Here is a 25,191-nt window from a genome sequence, read left to right on the forward strand (position 1 = left end):
TACTAGATAAAATTAATAAATATACAAATAAACAGAATAATTACTAACAGAAATAAAAATATTCACAGATAGCATTAATGCAATTTTTGAATGGATATCATTCAAAATAGGATTTTTAAATATTAGTCCAATATGTTTGAGGTTAAGGAGGATAAACATGAGTATTATAAAAAAATCTTCATATGAGCATTATTTACAGGATGTAGATGTTCCAAATCTTTATAAAGATATATTCCCTTATTCTGATGTTCCTAAGGTGGCTTTCAATCAAATACAGGTTCCTATGGATTTACCTGAAAATATATGGATCACAGACACTACCTTTAGAGATGGACAACAATCCATGCCGCCTTATGCTGCTGAACAGATTATAAGAATATTTGATTATCTTCATGAATTAGATAATAATTCAGGAATAATTAAACAAACTGAGTTTTTCTTATATACAGAAAAAGATAGAAGAGCGGCACAAGTTTGTATGGAAAGAGGATATAAATTTCCAGAAGTAACATCATGGATAAGAGCTAATAAGGAAGATTTTAAGTTAGTAAAAGAGATGGGGATAAAAGAAACTGGTATGCTTATGTCTTGCTCAGATTATCATATATTTAAAAAGCTAAATGTATCAAGACAAAAAGCTATGGATATGTATTTGTCTATCGTTGAAGAAGCATTAAAAAGTGGTATACGTCCAAGATGTCATTTAGAAGATATAACTAGGGCTGATTTTTATGGATTTGTAGTGCCTTTTGTAAATAGACTTATGGAACTTTCAAAAGAAGCGAATGTTCCTATAAAAGTAAGGGTTTGTGATACTTTAGGACTTGGTGTTCCATACGGTGGTACAGCACTTCCAAGAAGTGTACAAGGACTTATTCATGGACTTAGAACAAACTGTGGTGTTCCTTCAGAGTGTATAGAATGGCATGGTCATAACGATTTTTATGCAGTAGTAAGTAATTCAACTACAGCATGGCTTTATGGCGCCTCCTCAATAAATACATCACTTTTAGGAATAGGAGAAAGAACAGGAAATTGTCCGCTAGAATCTATGATATTTGAATACGCACAGTTAAAAGGTACAACCGGAAACATGAAGCTTAATGTTATAACAGAATTAGCAGAGTATTTTGCTAAGGAAATGAAATATGATATACCACCAAGAACTCCTTTTGTAGGAAGTCAGTTTAATGTAACAAGAGCTGGTATACATGCAGATGGAATACTCAAAGATGAAGAAATATATAATATATTTGATACAGATAAGATACTTGGAAGACCAGTAGTAGTCGCAGTTAACCAATATTCAGGACTTGCGGGAATTGCTGCTTGGATTAATACTTATTATAGATTAAAAGATGGAGATAAGATTAATAAAAAAGATCCAAGAGTAGCTGAGATGAAGGAATGGGTAGATGAGCAATATGCAGAGGGTAGAACAACTATTATTGGTAACAATGAATTAGAATTATTGGTGGATAGGATAATGCCTGAAATAAATGAAAAGAATAGAGCAAGCTAATACTATAGGGTTACTAGGCGGTCAGTTAACTTATATGTAGTAACTGCAATTCAGGATATAAAAATTGAAGATGTAGTAACAAACTTTGGATGGAGGAGTAGTAATGGGATTAAATGTTGCTCAAAAAATAATTAAAAATCACCTACTAAAAGGTGAAATGGTTGCTGGTAAAGAAATTGCCATACAAATAGATCAAACCTTAACTCAAGATTCAACTGGGACAATGGCATACCTACAATTTGAGGCGTTGGGGATAGACAAGGTGAAAACAAAAAGATCAGTTGCTTATATTGATCATAATGTACTTCAATCAGGTCCAGAAAATGCAGATGACCACTTATATATTCAAAGCGTAGCTAAAAAACACGGAATATATTTTTCGAAGCCTGGTAATGGAATATGCCATCAAGTAAATTTAGAGAGATTTGGTGTTCCGGGAGATACTCTTTTAGGTTCAGATAGTCACACACCTACAGGTGGTGGAATAGGAATGCTTGCTATGGGAGCAGGCGGGCTTGATGTTGCTGTTGCTATGGGCGGCGGAGAATATTACATTAGTATGCCTAAAGTGGTTAAAGTAAACCTAATAGGAAAGTTAAGAGATTGGGTATCTGCTAAGGATATTATATTAGAGCTTTTAAGAAGGCTTACTGTTAAAGGTGGAGTAGGAAAAGTATTCGAATACTGTGGGGATGGAATTAAAACTCTATCTGTACCACAAAGAGCTACTATAACCAATATGGGTGCTGAGCTTGGAGCAACAACATCATTATTTCCAAGTGATGATGTAACATATGAGTTTTTAAAAGCGCAGGGCAGAGAGAAAGATTTCATAGAATTAAAGGCTGATGAAGATGCTGTATATGATGAAGAAGTAACAATAGATTTATCAGAATTAGAGCCGCTAGTAGCATGTCCTCATAGTCCTGATAATGTTGTATCGGCTGCTTCATTGAAAGATATAAAAGTAGATCAGGTATGTATAGGAAGTTGTACAAATTCATCCTATGCAGATATGATGAGGGTAGCTAAAATATTAGAAGGAAAGACTGTCAATGAAAGGGTATCATTAGTTATTGCACCAGGATCAAAGCAAGTTTTAAATATGCTTGCTAAAAATGGGGCTTTGGCTACAATGATTGATGCAGGAGCAAGAATTTTAGAGTCAGCTTGTGGCTTCTGTATAGGCATGGGACAATCACCTGCTACAAATGGGGTATCTCTTAGAACTTCTAATAGAAACTTTGAGGGAAGATCTGGTACAACATCTGCTAATGTTTATCTAGTTAGTCCTGAAATTGCAGCTGTTTCTGCGTTAAAAGGTTATATAGCAGATCCAAGAAAACTGGGAGAAGCTTTTGATATAGAGATGCCAAAGGAATTCATTATAAATGATAATTTAATAGTTCCTCCGGCAGTAGAAGGTGAAGACGTAGAAGTAGTTAGAGGACCTAATATAAAACCATTCCCTAAGGCAAAAGCATTGGAAAGTATAGTAGAAGGAAAGGTATTAACTAAGGTTGGAGATAATATAACTACAGATCATATTATGCCTTCAAATGCTAAGCTTTTACCTTATAGATCAAATGTTCCTTATCTTTCAGAGTATTGTTTAACACCATGTGATAAAGACTTTCCAAGTAAAGCTAAACAATATGGTGGTGGTTTTATAGTTGGTGGAGATAACTATGGGCAGGGATCAAGTAGAGAGCACGCGGCTTTAGCACCATTATATCTTGGAATAAAAGCTGTACTTGCTAAGTCTTTTGCTAGAATACACATGGCTAACCTTATAAATAACGGTATTATGCCTCTTGTATTTGAGAATGAGGGTGACTACAATAAGATAAAGGATATGGATGAAATTTTGATTGAAAATGCAGTTGAGCAAGTAGATAAAGGAATAATTGTTGTTAAGAATAAGAGTAAGTGTGAAGAGTATAGAATGTTGTTAAATATTACAGATAGACAAAAGAAAATGATAAAAGCAGGCGGATTGCTTAACCTAGTTAAGATTGGTCAGTAAATTTTTGGAGGCGATTTTATGGATTATAAAGTTACACTTATACCAGGAGATGGAATAGGTCCAGAGGTAATAGAAGCGGCAAGAAAAATTATTGATGCTTCTGGAGCAAATATAGAGTGGGATGTGGTAAAGGCTGGAGAAGAAGTTATAGAAGAGTTTGGAACACCTCTTCCTGAATATGTTTTAGAAAGTATAAAAAGAAATAAAGTGGCACTAAAAGGTCCGGTAACTACTCCTGTTGGAAAAGGTTTTAAAAGCGTAAATGTTACATTAAGACAAACATTAAATCTTTATTCCAATATAAGACCTATAAAGACTTATGCTGGAATAAAATCAAGATATGAAAATGTAGATTTAGTTATTTTTAGAGAAAATACAGAGGATTTATATGCAGGGATAGAGCATATGGTAAGTGATGAAATAGCGGAAAGTATAAAAATTATTTCTAAAAAAGCAAGTGACAGAATAGTAAGAGCGGCATTTGAATATGCTAGAAAGAACAATAGAAAAAAGGTTTCAGCTGTTCATAAAGCTAATATAATGAAGTTGTCCGATGGTCTTTTTCTAAAGTGTGCAAGAAACATAGCTAAGGAATACAGTGATATAGAATTTGAAGATGTTATTGTAGATGCAATGAGTATGAAGCTTGTTTTAGATCCGGAAAAATATGATGTACTTGTAATGCCTAATCTATATGGTGATATACTTTCTGATATGGCGGCAGGGCTTGTTGGGGGATTAGGAATGGTTCCAGGAGCAAATATAGGAGAAAATGGTGCAGTGTTTGAACCGGCACACGGTTCTGCTCCAGATATTGCAGGAATGAACAAATCCAACCCAATAGCAGCAGTTTTATCAGGTATAATGATGCTTAAGCATATAGGAGAATTTGATGCAGCGGCGAAAATAGAAAAAGCTATTGAGAAAGTTGTAAGAGACGGTAGGCATGTAACTCCAGACCTTGGAGGAAATGCAGGGACATCAGAATTTACTGAGGCAATTATAAAAGAAATGAAATAAGCAAAAGAGTCTTATCTTATAGAATTAAGATAAGGCTCTTTTGTGTCTTTTCATAAAACAACTTGTGAGTAAATTGAAGTTTATAATTTTATGCAGTAGGTTTCATAAAGTTGTAAATTAATATATAATATTGAATATAATCAATAGTGGCAACTTTAATTATAGAAGGTGGAGTGTCTGTATTGAAAATTAATAATAAAGTACGTGTAATTTTACTGATACTTTTGGTGTTATTGATATCCGGAGGTTGTGCGGCATCTTACTATTATATTTTAGGTAATATAAAACACCAAGAAAAACAGGCTATTTTACAAGATATAAAACGTGTACAGTATCTACTTAGTGATAGCAAAAATAACTTAAATGTTATATCTGCAGAATATGCTGCATGGGATGATACATTAGAGTTTACAAAAAACTTATCTGAAAAATATATAACAAGTAACTTTAATTATAGTTCATTAGAAAATTCAAGAATTCATATGTTTGCTATTTTAGATACATCTGATAAATTAAAATATATAAAGGCCTACGATCCAAAACAGAGAAAGGATATAGAACCTCCAAGAGAGGTAATAGATTTTATTAATAAAAATAGTAGGGAATTAGGCCAACATGTAAATGTGCATAGTGTGAGCTCAGGAATCATTTCTGCAAATGGACAACCTATGATTATATCCTTTAGACCTATAACTGACTCAAAGTATGAAGCTCCTATAGGAGGCACTTTAATTATTGGAAGATACATAGGAGACAGCTTCATAGACAAGGGAGAGCATATAATTGATGCAAATTTATCTATAGAAGAAACAAGAAGTAGTAGTGACCATCATGGTGTATTTATAGGCAATGATTCAAGAGTAAGAATATTAGAGCAAGATGATACTTTAATAGAGATTAATGACAAGAATAATATAACTGGATACTTTATAATAAGAGAAGCTAATAATAATCCTATATTTGCAATAAAGATACATGAAAATAGAGCATTTTATAATGAGGGAATAAAGTCATTATATTTTTATATTTTATTAATTATAATTTTTGTGATTCTAGTTTTTATTATATGTTTGACTCTTTTAAGAGTACATATTATTAAACCTATTGAAAACATGAGTAGAGAGGTAAGTAATATTGAACTTAACGATGATAAAATATCTAAGATTAGGGTTAAAGGAAATGATGAGCTAACTCAGCTATCAATAGAAATAAATAATATGATTAGAAGAATTGAATATAGCAATAAAAAAATACAGGATAGCGAAAAGCAGCTAAAGTTAGTTTTAGAAGGAGCAAATGCGGGTTTTTGGGATTGGGATATAGAAAGTAATTACATATACTTTGATGAAAAGTTTCTAACTATTCTTGGATATTCTCAGGGTGAACTACCTAACTCAAGTGAAGTATGGAGCGAGATAGTTCATAAGGATGATTTAGATTATTCCATAAAGTGCTTTCAAAATAGCCTGGGAAAGAGTGCTAATATACACATTATAGAACAAAGGGTGAGAACTAAATCAGGTGACTATAAGTGGATTCTAAACCAGTGTAAAGTTGTAAGATATGATAATGATAACAATCCTAAGAGAATGACAGGAATAATAACTGACATAACTGATAAAAAGGAGCACGAAGAGGAATTAAGATATCTAAATTATTATGATAAATTGACTGGTCTATTTAATAGAGGGTATTATGAATACATTATTGAAAAATTAAATGAAAGCAGTAGCTTACCTATTTCTATAATAATTGGTGATTTAAATGGACTAAAAATAGCAAATGATACTTTTGGACATGCACAAGGAGACAAATTATTAGCGGAAGCTGCAAATATTCTCAAGGATAGTGCAGGTCCTAACGCTTTAATCTCACGTTATGGTGGAGATGAATTTGTAGTAATTTTAGAAGATGTAGATAGTATAAAGGCCAATGAGATATGTTTAGCTATAAAAAGTGAGTGTTTAAATAGAAAGGTAGACTCTATATATGTTAATATTGCTCTTGGATGCTCTACTAAATACGATACAAGCCAAGATATAAATGAAATAATTAAAGAAGCTGAAGAGAGAATGTATAGAAATAAACTACTAGAAGATAGAAGTGCTAGAAACAGTATAATATCTTCTTTAACTAAAACTTTAGAAGAAAAAAGTTATGAAACAGATGAGCATGCTTATCGTATATATAATTTATGTGTAAAAATAGGCAGAATTTTAAATTTAAATACTGATAAATTGGATGAGCTCTATTTACTGGCTAGGTTACATGACATAGGGAAAATAGGGATAGATAGCAAAATATTAAACAAACCAGGAAAACTAACTGATGAAGAGTGGGAAATTGTGAAGACCCATTGTGAAATAGGATATAGGATAGCGGCGTCAACGCCAGATTTAATGCATATAGCATATGGAATATTAACACATCACGAAAGGTATGATGGTACTGGATATCCTAAAGGACTTAAGGGAGAGCAAATACCATTACTTTCAAGATTATTAACTATAGTTGATGCTTTTGATGTAATGACTCATGATAGGCCATATAAGGCAAGAATGACTGTGGATGAAGCTATTGAAGAACTGAAGAGATGTTCAGGAAAACAGTTCGATCCTAATTTAGTTGAAATATGCATAATGGCTTTTAAAAGTTAACACAAAAACACAACTGTTACTATATAGCAGTTGTGTTTTGTTATTTTAATCTATGACCTATATCTGAATTTCGTAATCTATAGGCTTTTTCTAATAAATCTTTTTCAATATTTTTTTCATTAGTAGAAAATAAATCTTGTTGAATATGTGTAGGAAAATATAATTGAAGTAATCTTTTTTCTAATTCTTGTTGAGTCTCTATACTGCCATCCGGGAGTATATGATGTACCGTAAATTCATTTTTTACTAGCTCTGGAGCAATCATTATGCTTCTATGACAATCTAATGGATCTTTTTCTGTACACATTAGAGAAATTATATATTGTTTATCTATTCCAACATTGAGTCTTACTATCCCATCTTTAAAACTTTTTGTATGTTTTACTATTTCAAAGTCTAGATATCCTTTTTGATTGAAAAGATTTTTATCCTCATGAACTGATCCAAATTCGTCCGCCATATATACATAGTTGATATTATTAAAATTCAAGAATTTTTTTATTACATTTTTATTAAAGTGAGGAACATATTTTGAGAAAGGAACACTTCTAATATCGACTATACAATTTATATTATATTTTCTAAGAAGCTCAAGAAAATATATGTTATCGTGTGATGAGTGACCTATAGTATAAATTAGTTTCATTTTTAGAATTCACTTCCTCGCTATTTGTTATCCACTGTAAATTCTTAATTATTTATTTCCGTTATTTTCTATAAAATTATCAACTTAGATTATAGTATAAGTTAGCTGACTGCAAAGTAACCATATATAAGATTTAGCTGAAGATTAAAATTTTGTTTATAATATCATAAATTTTTTTATTTTAGTAATGTAAGATTCTTTAAAAAGTTTTTCAAATGTTGAATCTAAGGTAAACTCAGGCTCATCGTGAATTATTGCGGCCACTTCATCGGATTGAGTAACACTTGATGTATATATGTGACAATTTTTGAAGTTCTCAGATAGATTACATATAGTATTTAACCTATTATTAGTTTTTATTCGTACAAGCCAATCAGATTTCTCACTCCAATATTTTTCAATATAAGCTTCTTTGTCATTAAATTTTATATTTTTCTTATTTTTATTCTGAATTATATCTGCTATATCACCAAATACTGAACTAGCTGTTGGAAGCATTCCAGCACCTTTGCCAGAGAAAAATACGTTTCCTACTGCATCACCTTCAATAACTATTCCATTAAGCTCATTATCTATCTTGCTTAAATAAGAATCGGACTTTATCATAACTGGTTTTACAAAACCATAAATTTTCTCATCTTTATTTTTGCTGATAGCCAATAGTTTTATAGTATGTCCATTTAATTTTGCGTACTCAAAGTCTATTTCATCGATATCTGTAATGCCTTCTATATTTATATCCACCCAGTTGACTTTCACACCATATGCAATAGTTGAAAGAATAGATAGCTTTCTTGCAGCATCATATCCTAATACATCAGAGTCTGGATTGGATTCAGCAAATCCTAGATCTTGTGCTAATTTAAGAGCATCTTCATAACTCATGTTTTCTGCGTACATTTTCGAAAGAATAAAATTTGTAGTTCCATTTAAAATAGCTTTAATCTCGAAAATTTTATTACCAGCTAAGGATTCCATGAGAGGTTTTAATATAGGAATACCTCCTCCAACACTTGCCTCAAAATTTAAAGTTACACCATTGTCTGAAGCTATGTCTAATAGTTCTTCACCATATTCTGCAATTAAATCTTTGTTTGCAGTTACTACATGTTTTTTTAGCTTGAGAGCTTTTTTTACATACTCGTAAGCTGGATGAAGTCCACCCATAACTTCTACTACTATATCTACAGGATTGTTGAATATTTTTTCTATACTATCTGTTACAAGATGATAGTTTTGTTTTTGTTCATGCTTGTTCTTATCTTTTACAAGTATACTAGATATATTCAATTCTTCACCGGTAATAGATTTAAATCTCTCTTTATTTTTATTTATAAGATCAGCTATACCAGTCCCTACAACTCCATAGCCAAGCACTGCTATTGATGCCATTAAAAATACCTCCTTATTTTATGAATTATAATAAAATATTTATAAATTAAATATTACCGGTAGAATACTCAAATTCTTTCCAGGTTTCTCTATAGTTTACTTCGTCATGCAGTGTGTCAAGAAAATTTGATATGCAATCTTTATATTTATCTACTTCTACTAAAAAAGAATCATGACCATAATCGGATTGAATTTCATTGTATTCAAGGTCTACACTGCTTAATTTTAGTATATCTTTTGCTTTTCTAAGTTCACTTATATTAAAAAGAGTATCGGAGCTTATAGCTACAAGTAAAAACTTAGCTTTAATGCGACTTAGTGCTTTTGCATAAGATCCATATTCGTATCTAAGATCAAATAAATCCATTGCACGGGTAAAATATAAGTAGGTGTTTGCGTCAAATCTTTGTACAAGTTTTTCTCCTTGATAACTCAAATAACTATCTATTTCAAATTCAGCATCAAAGCTTTTAAAAAAGTCATCTATATTATTTTTAATTTTTCTTCCAAATTTTTTATCTATCAAATCTCTAGTTTGATAAGTTAACATAGCAATCATTCTTGCTATAGATAAACCATTGGCAGGGAAGTCTGAACCGTAGTAATTTCCATTATTCCAGTTAGGGTCCCACATAATGGACTTTCTCATAATATGATTAATTCCTATTGCTTCTGTACTTAAATTAAGTGGGGCAGCTAAATTTATAATTCCATCCATAAAATTAGGATAAGAAACTGACCACTGAAGTGACTGCATGCCGCCCAATGAACCACCGACTACCGCTAGGATATGGTCAATGTTCAAATAATCAAAGAGTTTTCTTTGAGCATTAACTATATCTTTAACTGTAATTATGGGAAAATCTATACCATAAGGTTCATTAGTTTCCGGATTTATGGATGAAGGACCGGTGGAACCACTGCATCCGCCAAGGACATTCGAACATATTATAAAATACTTATTAGTATCAAATATTTTACCAGGTCCAACAAAATCCTCCCACCAACCAGCATTGCCGAATTCATCATGACTGGCTACATGAGAATCTCCAGTTAAAGCATGAGTTATAAGTATACAGTTATTCTTATCTCTATTTAATTTACCATAAGTTTCAAAGCATATAGTTATAGGACCAAAGGTTTTTCCACTTTCAAGAAGGAAACTTTGGTCTTGGCTGAAAGTTAAATATTCCTTAAAACCATCTTTCTTATAAGTAAACTCACTCAAGGTACATACCTCCAATTAAAAATCTTTAAGAGGACAATTGACAGAGGACAGAGGACAGTGATGGTAGGTTTTCTTCCTTCACTGTCAATTGTCAATTGTCCTCTGTCAATTGATAAAAATTTTGTGTCACAAAATTTTTATATTTAAATTTGATTTAGTGCATTTTCAAGATCAGCAATTAAATCATCTGCATCTTCAATACCTATGGAAATTCTTATAAGCTCAGGCTTAACTCCTGCTTGTAGCAACTGCTCTTCATCAAGCTGAGAGTGAGTTGTAGAAGCAGGATGAATTATTAGTGATTTAGCATCTCCAACATTAGCTAGGTGTGAGAATATTTCTACTAGGCTTATTACTTTTTTGCCTGCCTCAGCTCCACCTTTTACTCCAAAGGTGAATATAGAACCAGGTCCCTTTGGAAGATATTTTTTAGCTAGATCATAATATTTATTTCCTTCTAATCCAGGATAGTTTACCCATTCTACCTTAGGGTGATTGCTTAAAAATTCTGCGACCTTTTTAGCGTTATCTACGTGTCTTTGAACTCTTAAGGATAAAGTTTCAAGTCCAAGCGTTAATAAGAATGAGTTAAATGGAGAGATAGCTGCCCCTAAGTCTCTTAAAAGAGCTGTTCTAACCTTTAGGATATATGCTAGGTTTCCAAAGGTTTCTACATATTTAAGTCCGTGATAGCTTTCATCTGGTTCTATAAGACCAGGGAATTTTCCGTTATCCCAATTGAATTTTCCTGAATCAACAACTACACCACCTATTGATGTACCATGACCACCAATAAATTTAGTAGCGGAGTGTACAACAATATCAGCACCAAATTCAATTGGCTTTAAAAGATATGGTGATGCAAAGGTATTATCAACAATTAGAGGGATACCATTCTTATGAGCAATATCAGCAACAGCTTCAATGTCAATTATGTTGATTCCTGGGTTGCCTATACTTTCTATATAAACGGCTTTTGTTTTTTCATTTATAGCTTTTTCAAGCTCATCTAGGTTGTCTGGATCTACAAGATTAACCTTAATTCCAAAATTCTTAAAGGTATGAACGAATAGGGAATAAGTACCACCATAAAGAGTTGCAGCAGCAACTATTTCGTCTCCTGAACCAGCGATGTTTAATATTGAATAAGTGATTGCTGCCATTCCTGAAGCAGTAGCTACAGCTCCAACACCGCCTTCGAGTAAGGCAACTCTTTGCTCAAAAACGTCATTTGTTGGATTACCTAAACGTGTATATATATTTCCAAATTTTTTTAAATCAAATAAGTCTGCAGCATCTTGTGCATCGTCGAAAACATAAGAAGTTGTTTGATATATTGGTAATGCTCTTGATTTGGTAGCACTATCTACCTGTTGTCCTCCATGTATTTGAAGAGTGTCAAAGGATAATTTCTTTGTCATTGTTAATTCCTCCTAAAAAATAATTTGTTTTTAAATTAATTTTGGACGGAACTTCTATATTAAAGTTTTGTAATTTATAAAGGGATGAAGCTAGATTTAGCTTAATTGTAAATTTAAAATAAAAAAATCTTCTCGCAGATGAGACTGCAAGAAGATACACTTTCTCCCCAGCTCCTCATCTCTCAGGTATTTAACCTGCTGGAATTAGCACCGTTGAATAATAAATATTCAGGTTGCCGGGCGTCATAGGGCCAGTCCCTCAGCCTCTCTTGATAAGAAGTTCCGTATTCGATTGATGAAATCATAACAGGAATTACTATACTTTGTCAATACAATTTTTGAAAATAATTGAAATGAAAAATTTCAAAACTTGCATCAAGCCTTGATTTAATTGGAAATTTCATACTAAAAAATTATTTAATTAATTAAATAATTATGCATATGCTATTTTGTGAATTAAATAATTTAGTGAAAAATCACAAAACTTCAATTAGCATTTTATTAAAAATACGTAGCTTATTAAGAACAACTAATGCCTTGGTTAGTACTTATTTAATGATTTAAAATAAGTCGTAGAAAAAATATATTGACAACCAAACTAATAAGTATTATTATTAGCGTTAAATGGAATTAAATAAAAAGTTCTTATCAAGAGCGGTGGAGGGACTGGCCCTATGAAGCCCGACAACCGGCATTAATTTTGAATGTATCGGTGTCAATTCCTGCAGAATATTTTTTATTCTGATAGATAAGAAAATAGCTTGGAAGTCTCCAAAAAGATATTTAAGGCTACTTTTCTTATGGGAAAGTAGCCTTTTTATTATAAGCAGGCATCCAAAATCTATGATTTTGAGATGATCGCTTACTAAGTGAGTACTCATTCGACGAAAGGAGAAGGAGTTTCATTTTATTTAATCGTTAAAAGTAAAGGAGAATTGTATATGTTTATTAAAGATATATTTTTAAATAAAAGATTGACTATTTCTTTTGAGCTATTTCCACCTAAGGATGATAAAAATTTTGAAGGTATTAATAGCACTATTGAAGAATTAAAAAAGTTAAACCCTGATTTTATTAGTGTAACCTATGGTGCAGGAGGAAGCAGCAGAAGTAGAACAATCGAACTTGCTTCAATTATAAAAAATAAATACGACATAGAAACTATAGCACACCTTACATGTATAACTTCCTCTAGAGAAGAGATTAATAGTATTTTAGATGATTTAAAATTAAATAATATTAGTAATGTGCTTGCTTTAAGAGGAGATATTCCTAAGGATTTTAAAATTAAAGAAAGTTTTAAGTATGCGAAGGATTTAATTTATGAGATAGCACAAAGAAAAGATTTTAGCATATCTGCAGCAGCTTATCCAGAGGGACATGTGGAATGTGCTGATATAGGAAAAAATATAGAGTATCTTAAAGAAAAAGTAGAAAAAGGCGCAGATTTTTTAATTACTCAGCTTTTCTTTGATAATGATAACTTTTATAATTTTAGAGAAGAGTTGTATAAAAATAATATAAATGTTCCAATTGTTACAGGCATTATACCTGTATTAGATAAAAAACAAATAGAACGTATAGCAACCCTATCTGGTGCAGTTATTCCACAAAAAATTAAAAGAATCATGGATAAATATGAGCATAGCCCTGAGGCACTAAAAGAGGCGGGAATAGCATATACTTCCGAACAAATTGTTGATTTAATAAGTAATGATGTTCAAGGGATACATTTATATACTATGAATAAACATAATGCTGTAAAAGAAATTATGGAAAATATACAGGAACTTCGTAAGATAGTTAATTCCTAATATAAACAAAGTAAAAAGGGAGAGGTTTTTTATGACATTTAAAACTTTATTAAGAGATAGATTTAATAATAAATTTGTATTTTTCGATGGAGCTATGGGAACTATGCTTCAGAAAGAGGGACTTAAGGTTGGGGAGCTGCCAGAGACTCTTAATATAACAAATCCGGAAATAATAAAGAAAGTACACAAGCAGTATATTAATGCAGGTTCAGATATAGTTATTACAAACACTTTTGGAGCAAATGAATTAAAGTACAGTTCCTATGAATACTCTATTGAACAGGTAATTACTGCAGGAGTGAATATTGCAAGAGAAGCAGCTGGTGACAAATTAGTAGCGCTGGATATAGGTCCAACTGGATTAATTATGGAACCAACAGGTACTCTAAGCTTTGGAACAGCTTATGAGTTGTTTAAAAAACAAGTGATAATTGGAGAAAAAGCAGGTGCGGACTTAATTCTAATAGAAACTATGTCTGATTTGTATGAAGTTAAGGCTGCTGTACTTGCGGTAAAAGAGAATAGTTCACTTCCTGTATTTTGTACAATGACTTTTCAACAGGATGGTAGAACGTTAATGGGCACAGATCCAAAGACTATGGTATTTGTACTAGAGGGGTTAGGAGTTGATGCACTCGGAGTAAACTGTTCTTTGGGGCCTAAAGAACTTATGCCTATTATAGATGAAATTCTACTATATGCATCTATTCCTGTAATGGTTCAACCTAACGCTGGCCTTCCAAGATATGATGGAGAAAAAACTGTTTATGATATAGAACCTAATGAATTTGCTAAATATATAAGAATTATGGCACAGAAGGGTGTGCAAATTTTTGGTGGATGCTGCGGCACAAATCCTGAGTTTATAAAGGAATCCTTAAAGGCTGTAGAAGGACTACTACCTTTAGAAAGGGAGCCTAAGAACTTTACGGCAATTTGTTCTGGTACTGAAACTATAATCTTAGATGGCAAGATAAACCTTGTTGGTGAAAGAATAAATCCTACAGGGAAAAAACGTTACAAACAAGAACTTAAAGAAGAAGGCGTTAGCTATATACAGGCCGAGGCTGTAAAACAGAAAGAAGAAGGAGCAGCTATTATAGGCTTAAATGTAGGTTTGCCAGAAATTGATGAAAGAAAAATGATGATTAAAGCGGTGAAAGCTATTCAAAAGGTAGTGCAGCTCCCTATTGACATTGACAGTCCAAATCCAGAAGTATTAGAGGCAGGTGCTAGAGTTTATAATGGTAGACCAATTATAAACTCTGTAAATGGAAAAGAAGAGATTATGAAAAAGGTATTTCCTATAGTTAAAAAATATGGTGGATGCGTTATAGCTCTTACTATAGATGAAAATGGTATTCCAGATACCGCTGAAGGAAGATTAGAAATAGCAGAAAAAATAGTTAATGAAGCTAGAAATTATGGAATAGATAAGAAAGACATAATTATCGACTGCCTTGCGCTAACTGTTTCAGCGCAGCAGAAAGAAGTTTTAGAAACTGTAAAAGCCATAAAGTTGGTTAAAGAAAAGCTTGGAGTTAAAACTGTCCTTGGAGTAAGCAATATATCCTATGGCATGCCAAGAAGAGATCTATTAAATAGAACATTTCTCGCATTGGCACTTCAAGCAGGACTTGATCTGCCAATTATAAACAGTGCTGATGAGGAAATGAAGGCAACAATACATGCATTTGAAGCACTTGCAAACATAGATAAGGAAGGCAAGAATTATATTAATAAATATTCAGCTAAAGGTCTTGAGACGAAAAGTGAAAAGCAAATAAAAACTATTTCCGGGGAAAGCGCTAAGGATTTAAAGCAAATAATAGTTGATGGAATGGAAGCGGAAGCAGTATTAAGTACTGAAGAGCTTTTAAAGACGAAAGATCCTATGGAGATAGTAAATGGGTATATTATACCTGCTTTGGACTATGTAGGTGAGCAGTATGATGAAAAAGAAATATTCTTGCCGCAGCTTATTCAGTCTGCAGAAACTGTTAAGAAATCCTTTGAAGTCATTAAAGAAAACATGATTAAAAGCGGAAAAAATAATATAGAAAAAGGTAAGATAGTTTTAGCAACAGTTAAAGGAGATATCCATGATATCGGTAAAAATATTGTTAAGGTTCTTTTAGAAAACTACGGATTTAAAGTTATTGATCTGGGAAAAGATGTACCAATAGAGAAAGTAGTCGAAGCTGTAAAAGAAGATAATATAAAGCTTGTAGGATTAAGTGCGCTTATGACTACTACAGTTATAAATATGAAAAAAACCGTAGAGGCACTAAGAGAAAATAATCTTAAATGTAAGGTCTTCGTAGGGGGAGCAGTATTAAATGAGGAATATGCTCAAATGATTGGAGCAGATTTCTATGCAAGAGATGCAAGAGAATCAGTAAGAATTGCAGAAGATATTTTTAGTTAAGAATTTAATATAGGGTTATTAGGCCGAAAGTTAACTTATACTCCGGTCTATGTTTCCAAGCTTCAGTTCGTTAAAAACTTTTAGTCAGTCTAAAGCTTGTGTTTTAGACGACCTAAGAACTTAGATAAACTCGCTCAGCTCAAACACTATCTAAGGTTCTAAGGTTGTCTTAAAACCCTTCACTAAGACTGACACAAAGTTTTTAAATCTACCTTCAGCTTTGGAAACATATCCCTTCGCATAAGTTAACTTTCTAGTTAGTTTTCCTATAAATAGCTTAAAATAGTAGCAACCAATTGTAGTTGGGGCTACTATTTTTTTATTTATAAATTCAAAATATGTTAAAATAGTCTTTGTGAATTTAAGCTTGTTTACAAAACCAATATATGGAGGCTATTCGTATGAAAGTATTAGTAGTAGATGATGAAAAAAGTATTGTTAATTTAATAAGAATGAATTTAAAGCTAGAAGGATATGAAGTAACCACAAGTATGACAGGAATGGAAGCTGTAGAAAAATTTAAAAGAGAGAAGCCTGATTTAGTTATACTAGACATTATGCTGCCAGATATAAGTGGACATGAAATTATACAAAGATTTCAACAAATAAACAACGAGATTCCTGTGATAATGCTTACTGCAAAAAGTCAAATAAATGATAGGCTTTTAGGTCTGCAGCTAGGTGCAGATGATTATATAACAAAGCCTTTTAACAGTACAGAACTTATTTTAAGAATAAAAGCTATAACAAAAAGATTAAAGAAAAAAGATAATGAAACAAAAAAGAAAAATAATGAAATAAACATAAAATCTATAAAAGTATTAAAAGATGAAAGAAAGATATTTATAGATGGAAAAGAAGTTAATACTACCTATAAAGAGTTTAATACGCTACTTTTAATGATGGAAAATCACAATAAAGTTTTTACAAGAGAGGAACTTTTAGATAAGGTATGGGGATATGAATATGAAGGAAATACTAGAGCAGTTGATATACTTATACAAAGGCTTAGGAAAAAGTTAAGTCCTTATTCAGAAGGACTTAAGACTATTTACGGAGTAGGCTATAGATTAGAATTATAAAATAGTTAAGGATGTGCTTTAGTGAAAAAAATAAACTTAAAGATAAAGACTAAGATTATGCTTATGAACATGGGAATACTAGTCCCTATAATAACATTTATATATGTAATAACAATAAATACCTTATACAGCAATGTTATAAAAAGTTCTATTGATTTTTTAACTAAGGAAAGTTATAGCACACAATTATATATATCGAATTATATAGAAAAAGACAAAGAAACAAGTTCCGAAACTAATTTCATTACTAAAGCTCCTCTTATTAATGCATATCTGTCTAATAAACTAAGGTTTAGGGTACAAATGTACGATAAAACTGGACAAATTCTAGCAGACTCTATTATGAACAGTGTTAGTTTATATGATGAGGATATAAATAATGCCATAAAGGGAAACAAAGCTTATGTGGTTAAAAAAGTAGATGGGCAAATATATGTATTGTTTTCTAGCCCTATATATTCAAATAATAATACTTTGGGTTCTGTAAGATATGTTTATGCTGTGGACAGCGGTGAAAAAATCATAAACAATATGTTTATAGTTATGGGAATTATAGCTTTAACATCAGTTTTAATATCATGGTTATTAAGTAGTATTTTCTCTGAAAATATAGCAGAACCTATAAAAAAGCTTAAGTGTGCCTCTGAAAAGGTGGCAGCCGGAGAATACGAAAATAAGATAAATATTAAAAGTGGAGACGAGATAGAGGATTTAGCTGAGACTTTTAATGTAATGTCTCAAAGTATAAAGAAATATATAGAAAGTTTAAAGGAAGAGAAGCGAAAGCAGAAGGATTTTTTAGATAACGTGACTCATGAGTTTAAAACTCCCTTAACGGCTATCATAGGATATTCGGATTTAATACCAAGGTTAGAGGACAAGGGGGAAATAGAGGAGAGTTTAGTTTATATAAAAAAAGAGGGTGAAAGGCTCTTAAAGCTAGTAGAAGAACTGCTGGATTTATCAAGGTTAGGTAAAGCGGAATTTACAGTTAACAGGACAAACAGTAATATAAAAGAAGTTATAGAAGAAGCTCTAAGCCTGATACAGCCAAGATTAGAGAAGTATGATATAGAAGTAATAAAAGAATTATTTGACGTAGATTTATTTATAGATAGGGATAAAACTAAACAGGTTATTTTAAATTTGCTAGACAATTCTATAAAGTATAGCGAATGTACAAGTATTACCATAAGAATAGAAAGAGAAGATTATAATGTAATAGCTAGTATTATAGATGATGGCACAGGGATAGAAAAAGAACATTTAGACAAGCTTTTTCAACCTATTTATAGAGTAAATAAAGTAAATTCCAGAAGTAAAAGCGGAAATGGTTTAGGACTTTCTATATGTAAAGAAATAATGAAAAAACAAGAGGGTAACATAGAGATTTTTAGCGAAAAGAGAAAGTGGACAGCAGTAAAGCTCACATTTAAGATATAGAAAAGATTTATATAGGGGTGCTTGGCGGTCAGTTAACTTTCTAGTTAGTTTCCCTATCATCGGGAGGATTAAGCAATGAAAAAAGTTAAGATAAGGTATAAGATTATAGGTGTATATAGCATTATTTTGCTTCTTTGTACTGTAATTGTGAATTTGAATTACGGTGTTTTATATAACAAAGTTACAATAATACAGGATAAAGAAGAAGTAATAAAAAAGATCAATATGTCTATACCTGTAAAAATTGAAATTACTAATGAAAAGTTAGGTAATTACATTTTAGAAGATGAAAATTCTATAAAAAATATATGGAATTTAATAAATGAAATCACAACTGATTCTTCTGGACAAGAAAACTATGTTACTAGAGGAACTGAAATTAAGGTCAAAGGAAGTATATATTATTTAAATGGTATGAAAGATGAATTCGAAATAAGTGATGTACTAAGGTTAAACGATCATACCTACTATAATAGTTACAAGCTACCTATGATAAGCAGCTTAAGAAATAATCTACTAGGATATCTTTACTCTCCTTATAACATAGGACAGTTTATAAATTCTCGAAATAGAGTAATTGTAGTAAGCTCTAATAAACATAGCAAGAATCTAGGGAATGCCGATAAGGAAACTATAAAGAATATAATAAATAAGTCGGTAAAGGTTAACAGTGATAAGGAAATTATGACTTTAACGGCAGAGAAAGAAGAGGCTATAGCTCATGTTAAGGTTTATATTGATGAAGAAGATAATAATCTTCTAAAGACTAAAAGTTATAATGTGGTAAATATCGATGTATATGATGACTTTTTTGTTGTTCAATATATGGGCGATGAAAATGGAAGGCATGTATACATGAAAGGAAATTTAAAGGATATATGTGAAAAAATCAATAGCAATTTTACTGGTTAACTTTTAGCTGAGGAGGAAGTGTACATGAAGTTTAAAAAATTTATTTGTTTTGTTTTCATAATAGCGATATCTTTAAGTGCGGCAGCTTGCGGTAAGAACTCTTTAGGAGTAGTCTATAAAGATGGTTATCCTGATTTAAGGGGAAAGCACTTGGTAGTGTATGTAGCTTCTAGAGATGAGGTGGGAAGAGCTCTTTTGGAGCTTTTTAAAGAGAGAACAGGCTGTACCTATGAATATATGAGAATGCCTACTGAAGAAGCAGTAGCTAGGGTTAGAGCAGAGAAAAAGTATCCAAAGGCAGATATATTTATGGGAGGAACCTGTGATGCTCATGCACTAATGAAAAATGAAAGACTTTCAGAAAAATATTTTTCTAAAAACTATGATAGTATTAAAAAGGAATATAAAGATAGTCAGGGATATTGGGTTGGTTTTGAAGTGGTGCCTTTATCTATTGCTGTTAATAAGGATAGGTGGGATGAGCAGTTTGCTTCTAAAGGGCTAGAAATGCCTAAAACCTATGATGATTTACTAAATCCTTTGTATAAAGGGGAGATAGTAATGCCAGATCCTAATACATCTGGAACAGCTTATACCATGATAGCGTCCTTATTTCAAAGCTTAGGGGATGAAAAAGCTGAAAAGATATTAAAAGGAATAAAAGCTAATGTAGGTCAGTTTACAATTAATGGGTACACTCCTGCGCAGAAGGTTGGTACAGGTGAATATCTTATAGGAATAAATTTTTTAGGAGATCAATTGCTAATTAAAAACTCGGGATTTAATATAGTAACTACTGTACCTAAAAATGCAGGTTGGAATATAGATGCAATTTCTAAAATTAAAAATGGACCTAATGGTGATGTAGGAAAGTTCTTTATAGATTTTTGTATTACAAAGGAAGCTGCGTATATTTTAACTAATATATCTATGGGAATGTCCACTATAGAAGATGTTAAATCTAAGAAAGGTATAAATTTTTCTGAACTAAACATATATAAGAATTATGATTTTACAAAAGCGAGTAAGGATAGAGAGAAATTAATGAAAACATGGAATAACTTAAATTAGAAATATGCACTATGAATTTAAGCAGAATTCATAGTGTTTTTTCATTTTTCAATAAACAGAATTCTTAGTGAATAAAAATAATTAAGCAAAAAAGGAAAATGTTACATTTATGAAACATTTATGACATACTTATGTGCAAGTAATCAATTATTATTAACTCATAACTTTTGTAAACGTTTCGTAACGGGAGGGTAAATATGAGTAAAGTGGTTGATTTTTTTAATATTCGTAAAAAAGATGTATCAGTACCAATTCAAGTACAGAGGAAGGAGTGGCTTAAGGAATTTTTAAAAGCATTCCTTGTTGTTTTCACTGCATATGCATGTATGTATTTAATTAGAAACAACCTTAAAGCTGGACAACCTTTATTGAAAAAGCAACTTGGATTTAGTACAACAGAACTTGGATATATAGGTTTTGGGTTTTCTATAACTTATGCTTTAGGTAAAACTATATTAGGATATATTATTGATGGTAAGAATGCAAAACGTATAGTATCAATATTATTAGTTATGTCTGCTACTATAGTTTTAGCAATTGGATGTATTTTGTTATCAGGTCAAAAGGCTACAGGTGCTATTTTAGTATTATGGGGATTAAGTGGATTTTTCCAAGCTCCAGGTGGACCAAGTGCCTACTCTACAATTACTAGATGGACACCAAGTAAAAAAAGAGGAAGATACTTAGGCTTCTGGAACATGTCACATAACATTGGTGGAGCATTAGCTGGAGGATTAGCATTATGGGGAGCCAATACATTCTTTCATGGAAATGTAGCAGGAATGTTTATAGTTCCAGCTGTTATAGCAATAGGTGTTGGTTTAATAATTTTATTTATTGGAAAAGATGAGCCAGAAGAATTAGGATGGAATTCAGCAGAAGAAATATTCGATGAGCCTAAGAGTGTTGAAAACACTGCAGTAGAAAACATGAGCAAATTTGAGATATTTAAACAGTATGTTTTAAAGAATCCTTGGATTTGGGTTTTATGTGTATCTAACGTTTTTGTATACATAGTACGTATAGGAATTGACAACTGGGCACCATTATATGTTACAGAACAATTACACTTCCCAATGTCAGCGGCAGTAAATACAATATTTTATTTTGAAATGGGAGCCCTTTTAGGTAGTCTTAGTTGGGGATTTATATCTGATTTATTAAAGGGAAGAAGATCTATAGTTGCTGTATTTTGTTTAATGTTAACTGGAGTTGCAGTACTTGGATATAGATATGGTACAAGTGTTACAATGATAAATGCTTCATTATTTGCTCTTGGTGCATTAATATTTGGACCACAATTATTAATTGGTATATCTCTTGCAGATTTTGCTCCTAAAAAAGCCGTTGCTGTTGCTAATGGTTTAAGTGGTACTTTTGGATATTTATTTGGAGATTCTACAGCTAAAGTTGCATTAGCAAAAATAGCAGACCCTAAATCAAAAGGTATTAACATAGGGAGTGTAAATCTTCATGGATGGAATGATGTTTTCATAGTATTCTATGGTGCACTTATTATAGGAGTTTGTCTTCTTTTACTTGTTGCCTATGCTGAAGAGAAGAAGATAAGAAATACATGTAAAAATACAGAAAAGGAACTTAAAGACATAGCAGCATAATATAGGATGTGTCCTAAAGATAGTTTTTAGGACGCAGCCTTCTTTTTTTACAAGATAAGATTTTCATATAATATATGCAAGAGAATCTGCAAGGGTTGCAGAGAAAATTTTTATAGAATAATTTCTCCACTTAGGATAAAATAATATAATAATGAGGTTTTGTGGAGGATGAAAATGAACCAAAAAATAAGTAAATTTGTGCCAGAGATAAAGGGAACCCTTAGAAGTCGTATGATAGACGTTCCTCAATTAATAAGATCTGCTAGCGGTATAAAAGTATTCGGTAAAAGGCTAAAATCATTTATATTTACAACAGATATAGCTGTCATAAAAAATAATAATGCTGATGCAATAATGGCAGTTTATCCATTTACTCCTCAGCCTGTAATAACAGAAGTATTAGTATCAGCATCTGATGTACCAGTGTTTTGTGGTGTTGGAGGTGGACTTACTATGGGGAAAAGGGTAGTGAACCTAGCACTTGATGCGGAATTTAAAGGTGCTATGGGTGTGGTTGTAAACAGCCCTACATCTAATGAAGTAATACAAGCAATGAGAGATTCAATAGATATTCCTATTATAGTTACTGTAGTGTCAGAAAATGAAGATATAAAAGGCAGAATAGAATCCGGAACAACTATATTTAATGTAGCTGCAGGCAGTAGAACAGCAGAGGTAGTTAGAAAGATAAGAGAAGACTATCCTGACTTTCCTATAATAGCTACAGGCGGGAAGAATGAAGAAAGTATGAAAGAAACAATAGAAGCTGGTGCTAATGCAATTTCCTACACTCCACCAAGCACAGGTGAATTATTCAAAGATACAATGACCAAATACAGAGATATGGCTAGATAAAAAATGCCCTTAGAGAAATTCTAAGGCTTTTTTTATTTTTTGTATATAGGGGTAATAGACTGAAAGTTAGCTTATACCCCGGGATATGTTTTTAAATCTACCTTCATTTTTGGAAACATATTCCTTTGTATAAGCTAGCTTTCTGGTTAATAACCCTATAAGTAAATTCTATCTAAATTTGAATTGATAATATTAATTATGTATGCAGTTTTTAAAAATAAGCCTTAATAATAGAGTATATATATCATATTTATGCAATTAGTGTCTAAGTGATTTATAGAAAAAACATGCAGATAAAAGTTTAAATATACATATAATTCGTATCAATATATTAGAAAATGCAGAATTTCACCCATAAATCATAGGAAATAAGCAGTTAATGTAAAACTGTGTTTAAATTATTTCTGCATAAAAAATAAATAAAATATAAAAAAGGTATTGCATAATTATTATAATATATGTATAATTATGATATAAATAAGGAGTTAAAAAATTAAGTTAGAGTGGAGTGAGGGCAGTGGACATATTGGCAATTAAAAATACATTACCGATTTTGCTGAAGGGGAGCATAATGACGGTAGAGCTTACAGTTATTACTTTAATATTTGGAACGATACTAGGGGTATTGTTGGCACTTTTAAAGCTATCAAAGAATGTTGCACTTAGGACAATTTCTGGCTTTTATACATGGATATTTAGAGGAACTCCATTACTTTTGCAATTGTTTTTCTTTTACTATGGACTACCTTTTATAGGTATTACACTAACGCCTTTTTCAGCAGCTGTACTTGGTCTTGGGCTAAATTGTGCTGCGTATATGGCAGAGATAATAAGAGGCGGAATCCAATCAATAGATAAAGGTCAGTTTGAAGCTGCAAAAGCATTAGGGTTTACTTATACAGATACAATGAGAAGAATAATACTACCACAGACTTTTAAGGTAATAATACCACCTGTGGGGAATGAATTTATAGCGATGCTAAAGGATACATCATTGGTATCAACAATAGCAATGGTAGAGCTTATGAGATCAGCTCAGCAAATGTATGCTACTACCTTTAAACCAATAGAAGTGTTTTTAACAGCAGGTATCTTATATCTTTTAATGACAACTATATTTACAGGAGCATTTTCACTAATAGAGAAAAAGTTAGAAGTTTATGGATAGATAGCCCGTGAATTAGAGGAGATTAGAGGGGGAAAATAATATGGAAAGTGCAGCATTAAATAATTATATAGAGTTTAGCCCAGAGGAGTACATGATAGAGGCTACAAACTTGACTAAAAAGTTCAATGATCTTGTAGTGTTTAAAGACTTAAATGTAAAAGTCAAAAAAGGAGAAGTTTTAGTTGTCATAGGACCATCAGGTTCAGGGAAAAGTACTTTTTTAAGATGTCTTAACCACCTTGAAGAAATTGATGGTGGGAAAGTAGTTATTGAAGGAGAAGAGTTAAATCCTAAAAATAAAAAGCTGCTTCGAATGATAACTACAAAGATGGGAATGGTTTTTCAAAATTTTAATTTATTCCCTCATATGACAGCATTACAAAATGTTATGGAAGCACCGGTTGTAGTAAAAAAAGAAGAGAAAAATGAAGTGTTAGAGAGAGCAAAAAAGATTTTTAAAAAGGTTGGCTTAGCTGATAAAATGGACTATTATCCATCAAAGCTTTCTGGTGGACAAAAGCAAAGGGTTGCTATTGCAAGAGCCTTGGCTATGAATCCAGATATAATGTTATTTGATGAACCGACTTCAGCGCTAGATCCTGAGCTCGTAGGAGAAGTTTTAAATGTTATGAAAGATTTAGCGAAAGAAGGAATGACAATGGTTGTTGTAACTCACGAAATGGGCTTCGCAAAAGAAGTTGCTGATAGAGTTATATTTATGGATGGAGGAAAAATTGTAGAACAAGGAACACCTGAACAGATATTTTCACATCCAAGAGAACTAAGAACCAAATCTTTCTTAGAAAAAGTATTGTAAATTAAAAATAATCATTCAAATAAATAAGATATTAAATTGGATTGGGGATGAAAATAAATTCTTATTCTCA

18 protein-coding genes and 2 riboswitches are annotated in these 25,191 nt (G+C 31.7%); of the genes, 14 read left to right on the forward strand and 4 right to left on the reverse strand.

The features are described 5' to 3' along the window. Window positions 1–157: 157 nt before the first annotated feature. The 4 genes from ACZ5N4_RS01620 to ACZ5N4_RS01635 all read left to right on the forward strand — a co-directional run bounded on the left by ACZ5N4_RS01620 (window position 158) and on the right by ACZ5N4_RS01635 (window position 7,225). Window positions 158–1,522 carry a 2-isopropylmalate synthase gene (locus ACZ5N4_RS01620; protein WP_464206571.1) on the forward strand — a complete coding sequence of 455 codons (1,365 nt, stop codon included), beginning with the start codon at window positions 158–160 and terminating at the stop codon, window positions 1,520–1,522. A 103-nt stretch (window positions 1,523–1,625) separates the two neighbouring features. Further along, complete coding sequence (locus ACZ5N4_RS01625) at window positions 1,626–3,548, forward strand: aconitate hydratase (protein WP_464206573.1); 1,923 nt, start codon at window positions 1,626–1,628, stop codon at window positions 3,546–3,548. A gap of 18 nt (window positions 3,549–3,566) precedes the next feature. Further along, window positions 3,567–4,568 carry an isocitrate/isopropylmalate dehydrogenase family protein gene (locus ACZ5N4_RS01630; protein WP_464206575.1) on the forward strand — a complete coding sequence of 334 codons (1,002 nt, stop codon included), beginning with the start codon at window positions 3,567–3,569 and terminating at the stop codon, window positions 4,566–4,568. 182 nt (window positions 4,569–4,750) lie between these two features. Then, window positions 4,751–7,225: an HD domain-containing phosphohydrolase gene (locus tag ACZ5N4_RS01635; protein ID WP_464206577.1), complete on the forward strand. Its 2,475-nt coding sequence runs from the start codon at window positions 4,751–4,753 to the stop codon at window positions 7,223–7,225. Window positions 7,226–7,265: 40 nt separating this feature from the next. Here the strand turns inward: ACZ5N4_RS01635 and ACZ5N4_RS01640 are convergent, their stop codons facing one another. From ACZ5N4_RS01640 to ACZ5N4_RS01655, 4 genes are all read right to left on the reverse strand, one after another. Then, window positions 7,266–7,871, reverse strand: coding sequence for a DUF488 domain-containing protein (locus ACZ5N4_RS01640; protein ID WP_464206579.1), 606 nt, complete (start codon window positions 7,869–7,871; stop codon window positions 7,266–7,268). A gap of 156 nt (window positions 7,872–8,027) precedes the next feature. After that, window positions 8,028–9,263 (reverse strand): homoserine dehydrogenase, encoded by a 1,236-nt coding sequence (locus ACZ5N4_RS01645; protein ID WP_464206581.1) that lies wholly within the window; start codon window positions 9,261–9,263, stop codon window positions 8,028–8,030. A gap of 46 nt (window positions 9,264–9,309) precedes the next feature. Next, window positions 9,310–10,491: a homoserine O-acetyltransferase MetX gene (gene metX, locus ACZ5N4_RS01650; protein ID WP_464206583.1), complete on the reverse strand. Its 1,182-nt coding sequence runs from the start codon at window positions 10,489–10,491 to the stop codon at window positions 9,310–9,312. 143 nt (window positions 10,492–10,634) lie between these two features. Further along, window positions 10,635–11,912: an O-acetylhomoserine aminocarboxypropyltransferase/cysteine synthase family protein gene (locus ACZ5N4_RS01655; protein ID WP_464206585.1), complete on the reverse strand. Its 1,278-nt coding sequence runs from the start codon at window positions 11,910–11,912 to the stop codon at window positions 10,635–10,637. A gap of 172 nt (window positions 11,913–12,084) precedes the next feature. Next, a riboswitch (SAM riboswitch) is annotated at window positions 12,085–12,191 on the reverse strand. A 363-nt stretch (window positions 12,192–12,554) separates the two neighbouring features. Beyond that, window positions 12,555–12,667: riboswitch (SAM riboswitch) on the forward strand. Window positions 12,668–12,853: 186 nt separating this feature from the next. On the opposite strand from ACZ5N4_RS01655, the gene metF reads away from it, so the two are divergent. From metF to ACZ5N4_RS01705, 10 genes are all read left to right on the forward strand, one after another. Further along, entirely contained in the window at window positions 12,854–13,726 is an 873-nt protein-coding gene (gene metF, locus ACZ5N4_RS01660) for a methylenetetrahydrofolate reductase [NAD(P)H] (RefSeq protein ID WP_464206587.1), read from the forward strand. Window positions 13,727–13,757: 31 nt separating this feature from the next. Continuing rightward, entirely contained in the window at window positions 13,758–16,154 is a 2,397-nt protein-coding gene (locus ACZ5N4_RS01665) for a homocysteine S-methyltransferase family protein (protein ID WP_464206589.1), read from the forward strand. 401 nt (window positions 16,155–16,555) lie between these two features. Then, window positions 16,556–17,236 carry a response regulator transcription factor gene (locus ACZ5N4_RS01670; RefSeq protein WP_464206591.1) on the forward strand — a complete coding sequence of 227 codons (681 nt, stop codon included), beginning with the start codon at window positions 16,556–16,558 and terminating at the stop codon, window positions 17,234–17,236. A 21-nt stretch (window positions 17,237–17,257) separates the two neighbouring features. After that, window positions 17,258–18,679: a sensor histidine kinase gene (locus ACZ5N4_RS01675; RefSeq protein ID WP_464206592.1), complete on the forward strand. Its 1,422-nt coding sequence runs from the start codon at window positions 17,258–17,260 to the stop codon at window positions 18,677–18,679. 75 nt (window positions 18,680–18,754) lie between these two features. Next, window positions 18,755–19,591, forward strand: coding sequence for a DUF3919 family protein (locus ACZ5N4_RS01680; protein ID WP_464206594.1), 837 nt, complete (start codon window positions 18,755–18,757; stop codon window positions 19,589–19,591). Between the two features lie 24 nt (window positions 19,592–19,615). Next, the gene (locus ACZ5N4_RS01685; protein ID WP_464206596.1) at window positions 19,616–20,662 is read left to right on the forward strand and encodes an ABC transporter substrate-binding protein; all 1,047 of its coding nucleotides are present in this window, start codon (window positions 19,616–19,618) and stop codon (window positions 20,660–20,662) included. A 197-nt stretch (window positions 20,663–20,859) separates the two neighbouring features. Continuing rightward, complete coding sequence (gene uhpT / locus ACZ5N4_RS01690) at window positions 20,860–22,281, forward strand: hexose-6-phosphate:phosphate antiporter (RefSeq protein ID WP_464206598.1); 1,422 nt, start codon at window positions 20,860–20,862, stop codon at window positions 22,279–22,281. A gap of 168 nt (window positions 22,282–22,449) precedes the next feature. Next, complete coding sequence (locus ACZ5N4_RS01695; protein WP_464206599.1) at window positions 22,450–23,136, forward strand: beta/alpha barrel domain-containing protein; 687 nt, start codon at window positions 22,450–22,452, stop codon at window positions 23,134–23,136. Window positions 23,137–23,653: 517 nt separating this feature from the next. Continuing rightward, window positions 23,654–24,304, forward strand: a complete 651-nt coding sequence (locus tag ACZ5N4_RS01700; RefSeq protein ID WP_464206601.1) for an amino acid ABC transporter permease — start codon at window positions 23,654–23,656, stop codon at window positions 24,302–24,304. A gap of 40 nt (window positions 24,305–24,344) precedes the next feature. Then, window positions 24,345–25,121 (forward strand): amino acid ABC transporter ATP-binding protein, encoded by a 777-nt coding sequence (locus ACZ5N4_RS01705; protein WP_464206603.1) that lies wholly within the window; start codon window positions 24,345–24,347, stop codon window positions 25,119–25,121. Window positions 25,122–25,191: the final 70 nt, after the last annotated feature.

Source organism: Clostridium nitrophenolicum, assembly GCF_055391695.1.

Excerpts from the sequence above, each read along its gene's own strand:
- ACZ5N4_RS01705 (WP_464206603.1), top strand. The coding sequence starts at position 24,345 with ATGGAAAGTGCAGCATTAAATAATTATATAGAGTTTAGCCCAGAGGAG.
- ACZ5N4_RS01640 (WP_464206579.1), bottom strand. The coding sequence starts at position 7,871 with ATGAAACTAATTTATACTATAGGTCACTCATCACACGATAACATATAT.
- ACZ5N4_RS01680 (WP_464206594.1), top strand. The coding sequence starts at position 18,755 with ATGAAAAAAGTTAAGATAAGGTATAAGATTATAGGTGTATATAGCATT.
- ACZ5N4_RS01665 (WP_464206589.1), top strand. The coding sequence starts at position 13,758 with ATGACATTTAAAACTTTATTAAGAGATAGATTTAATAATAAATTTGTA.
- metF (WP_464206587.1), top strand. The coding sequence starts at position 12,854 with ATGTTTATTAAAGATATATTTTTAAATAAAAGATTGACTATTTCTTTT.
- ACZ5N4_RS01645 (WP_464206581.1), bottom strand. The coding sequence starts at position 9,263 with ATGGCATCAATAGCAGTGCTTGGCTATGGAGTTGTAGGGACTGGTATA.
- ACZ5N4_RS01670 (WP_464206591.1), top strand. The coding sequence starts at position 16,556 with ATGAAAGTATTAGTAGTAGATGATGAAAAAAGTATTGTTAATTTAATA.
- ACZ5N4_RS01630 (WP_464206575.1), top strand. The coding sequence starts at position 3,567 with ATGGATTATAAAGTTACACTTATACCAGGAGATGGAATAGGTCCAGAG.
- ACZ5N4_RS01695 (WP_464206599.1), top strand. The coding sequence starts at position 22,450 with ATGAAAATGAACCAAAAAATAAGTAAATTTGTGCCAGAGATAAAGGGA.
- ACZ5N4_RS01685 (WP_464206596.1), top strand. The coding sequence starts at position 19,616 with ATGAAGTTTAAAAAATTTATTTGTTTTGTTTTCATAATAGCGATATCT.
- ACZ5N4_RS01625 (WP_464206573.1), top strand. The coding sequence starts at position 1,626 with ATGGGATTAAATGTTGCTCAAAAAATAATTAAAAATCACCTACTAAAA.
- ACZ5N4_RS01655 (WP_464206585.1), bottom strand. The coding sequence starts at position 11,912 with ATGACAAAGAAATTATCCTTTGACACTCTTCAAATACATGGAGGACAA.
- uhpT (WP_464206598.1), top strand. The coding sequence starts at position 20,860 with ATGAGTAAAGTGGTTGATTTTTTTAATATTCGTAAAAAAGATGTATCA.
- ACZ5N4_RS01620 (WP_464206571.1), top strand. The coding sequence starts at position 158 with ATGAGTATTATAAAAAAATCTTCATATGAGCATTATTTACAGGATGTA.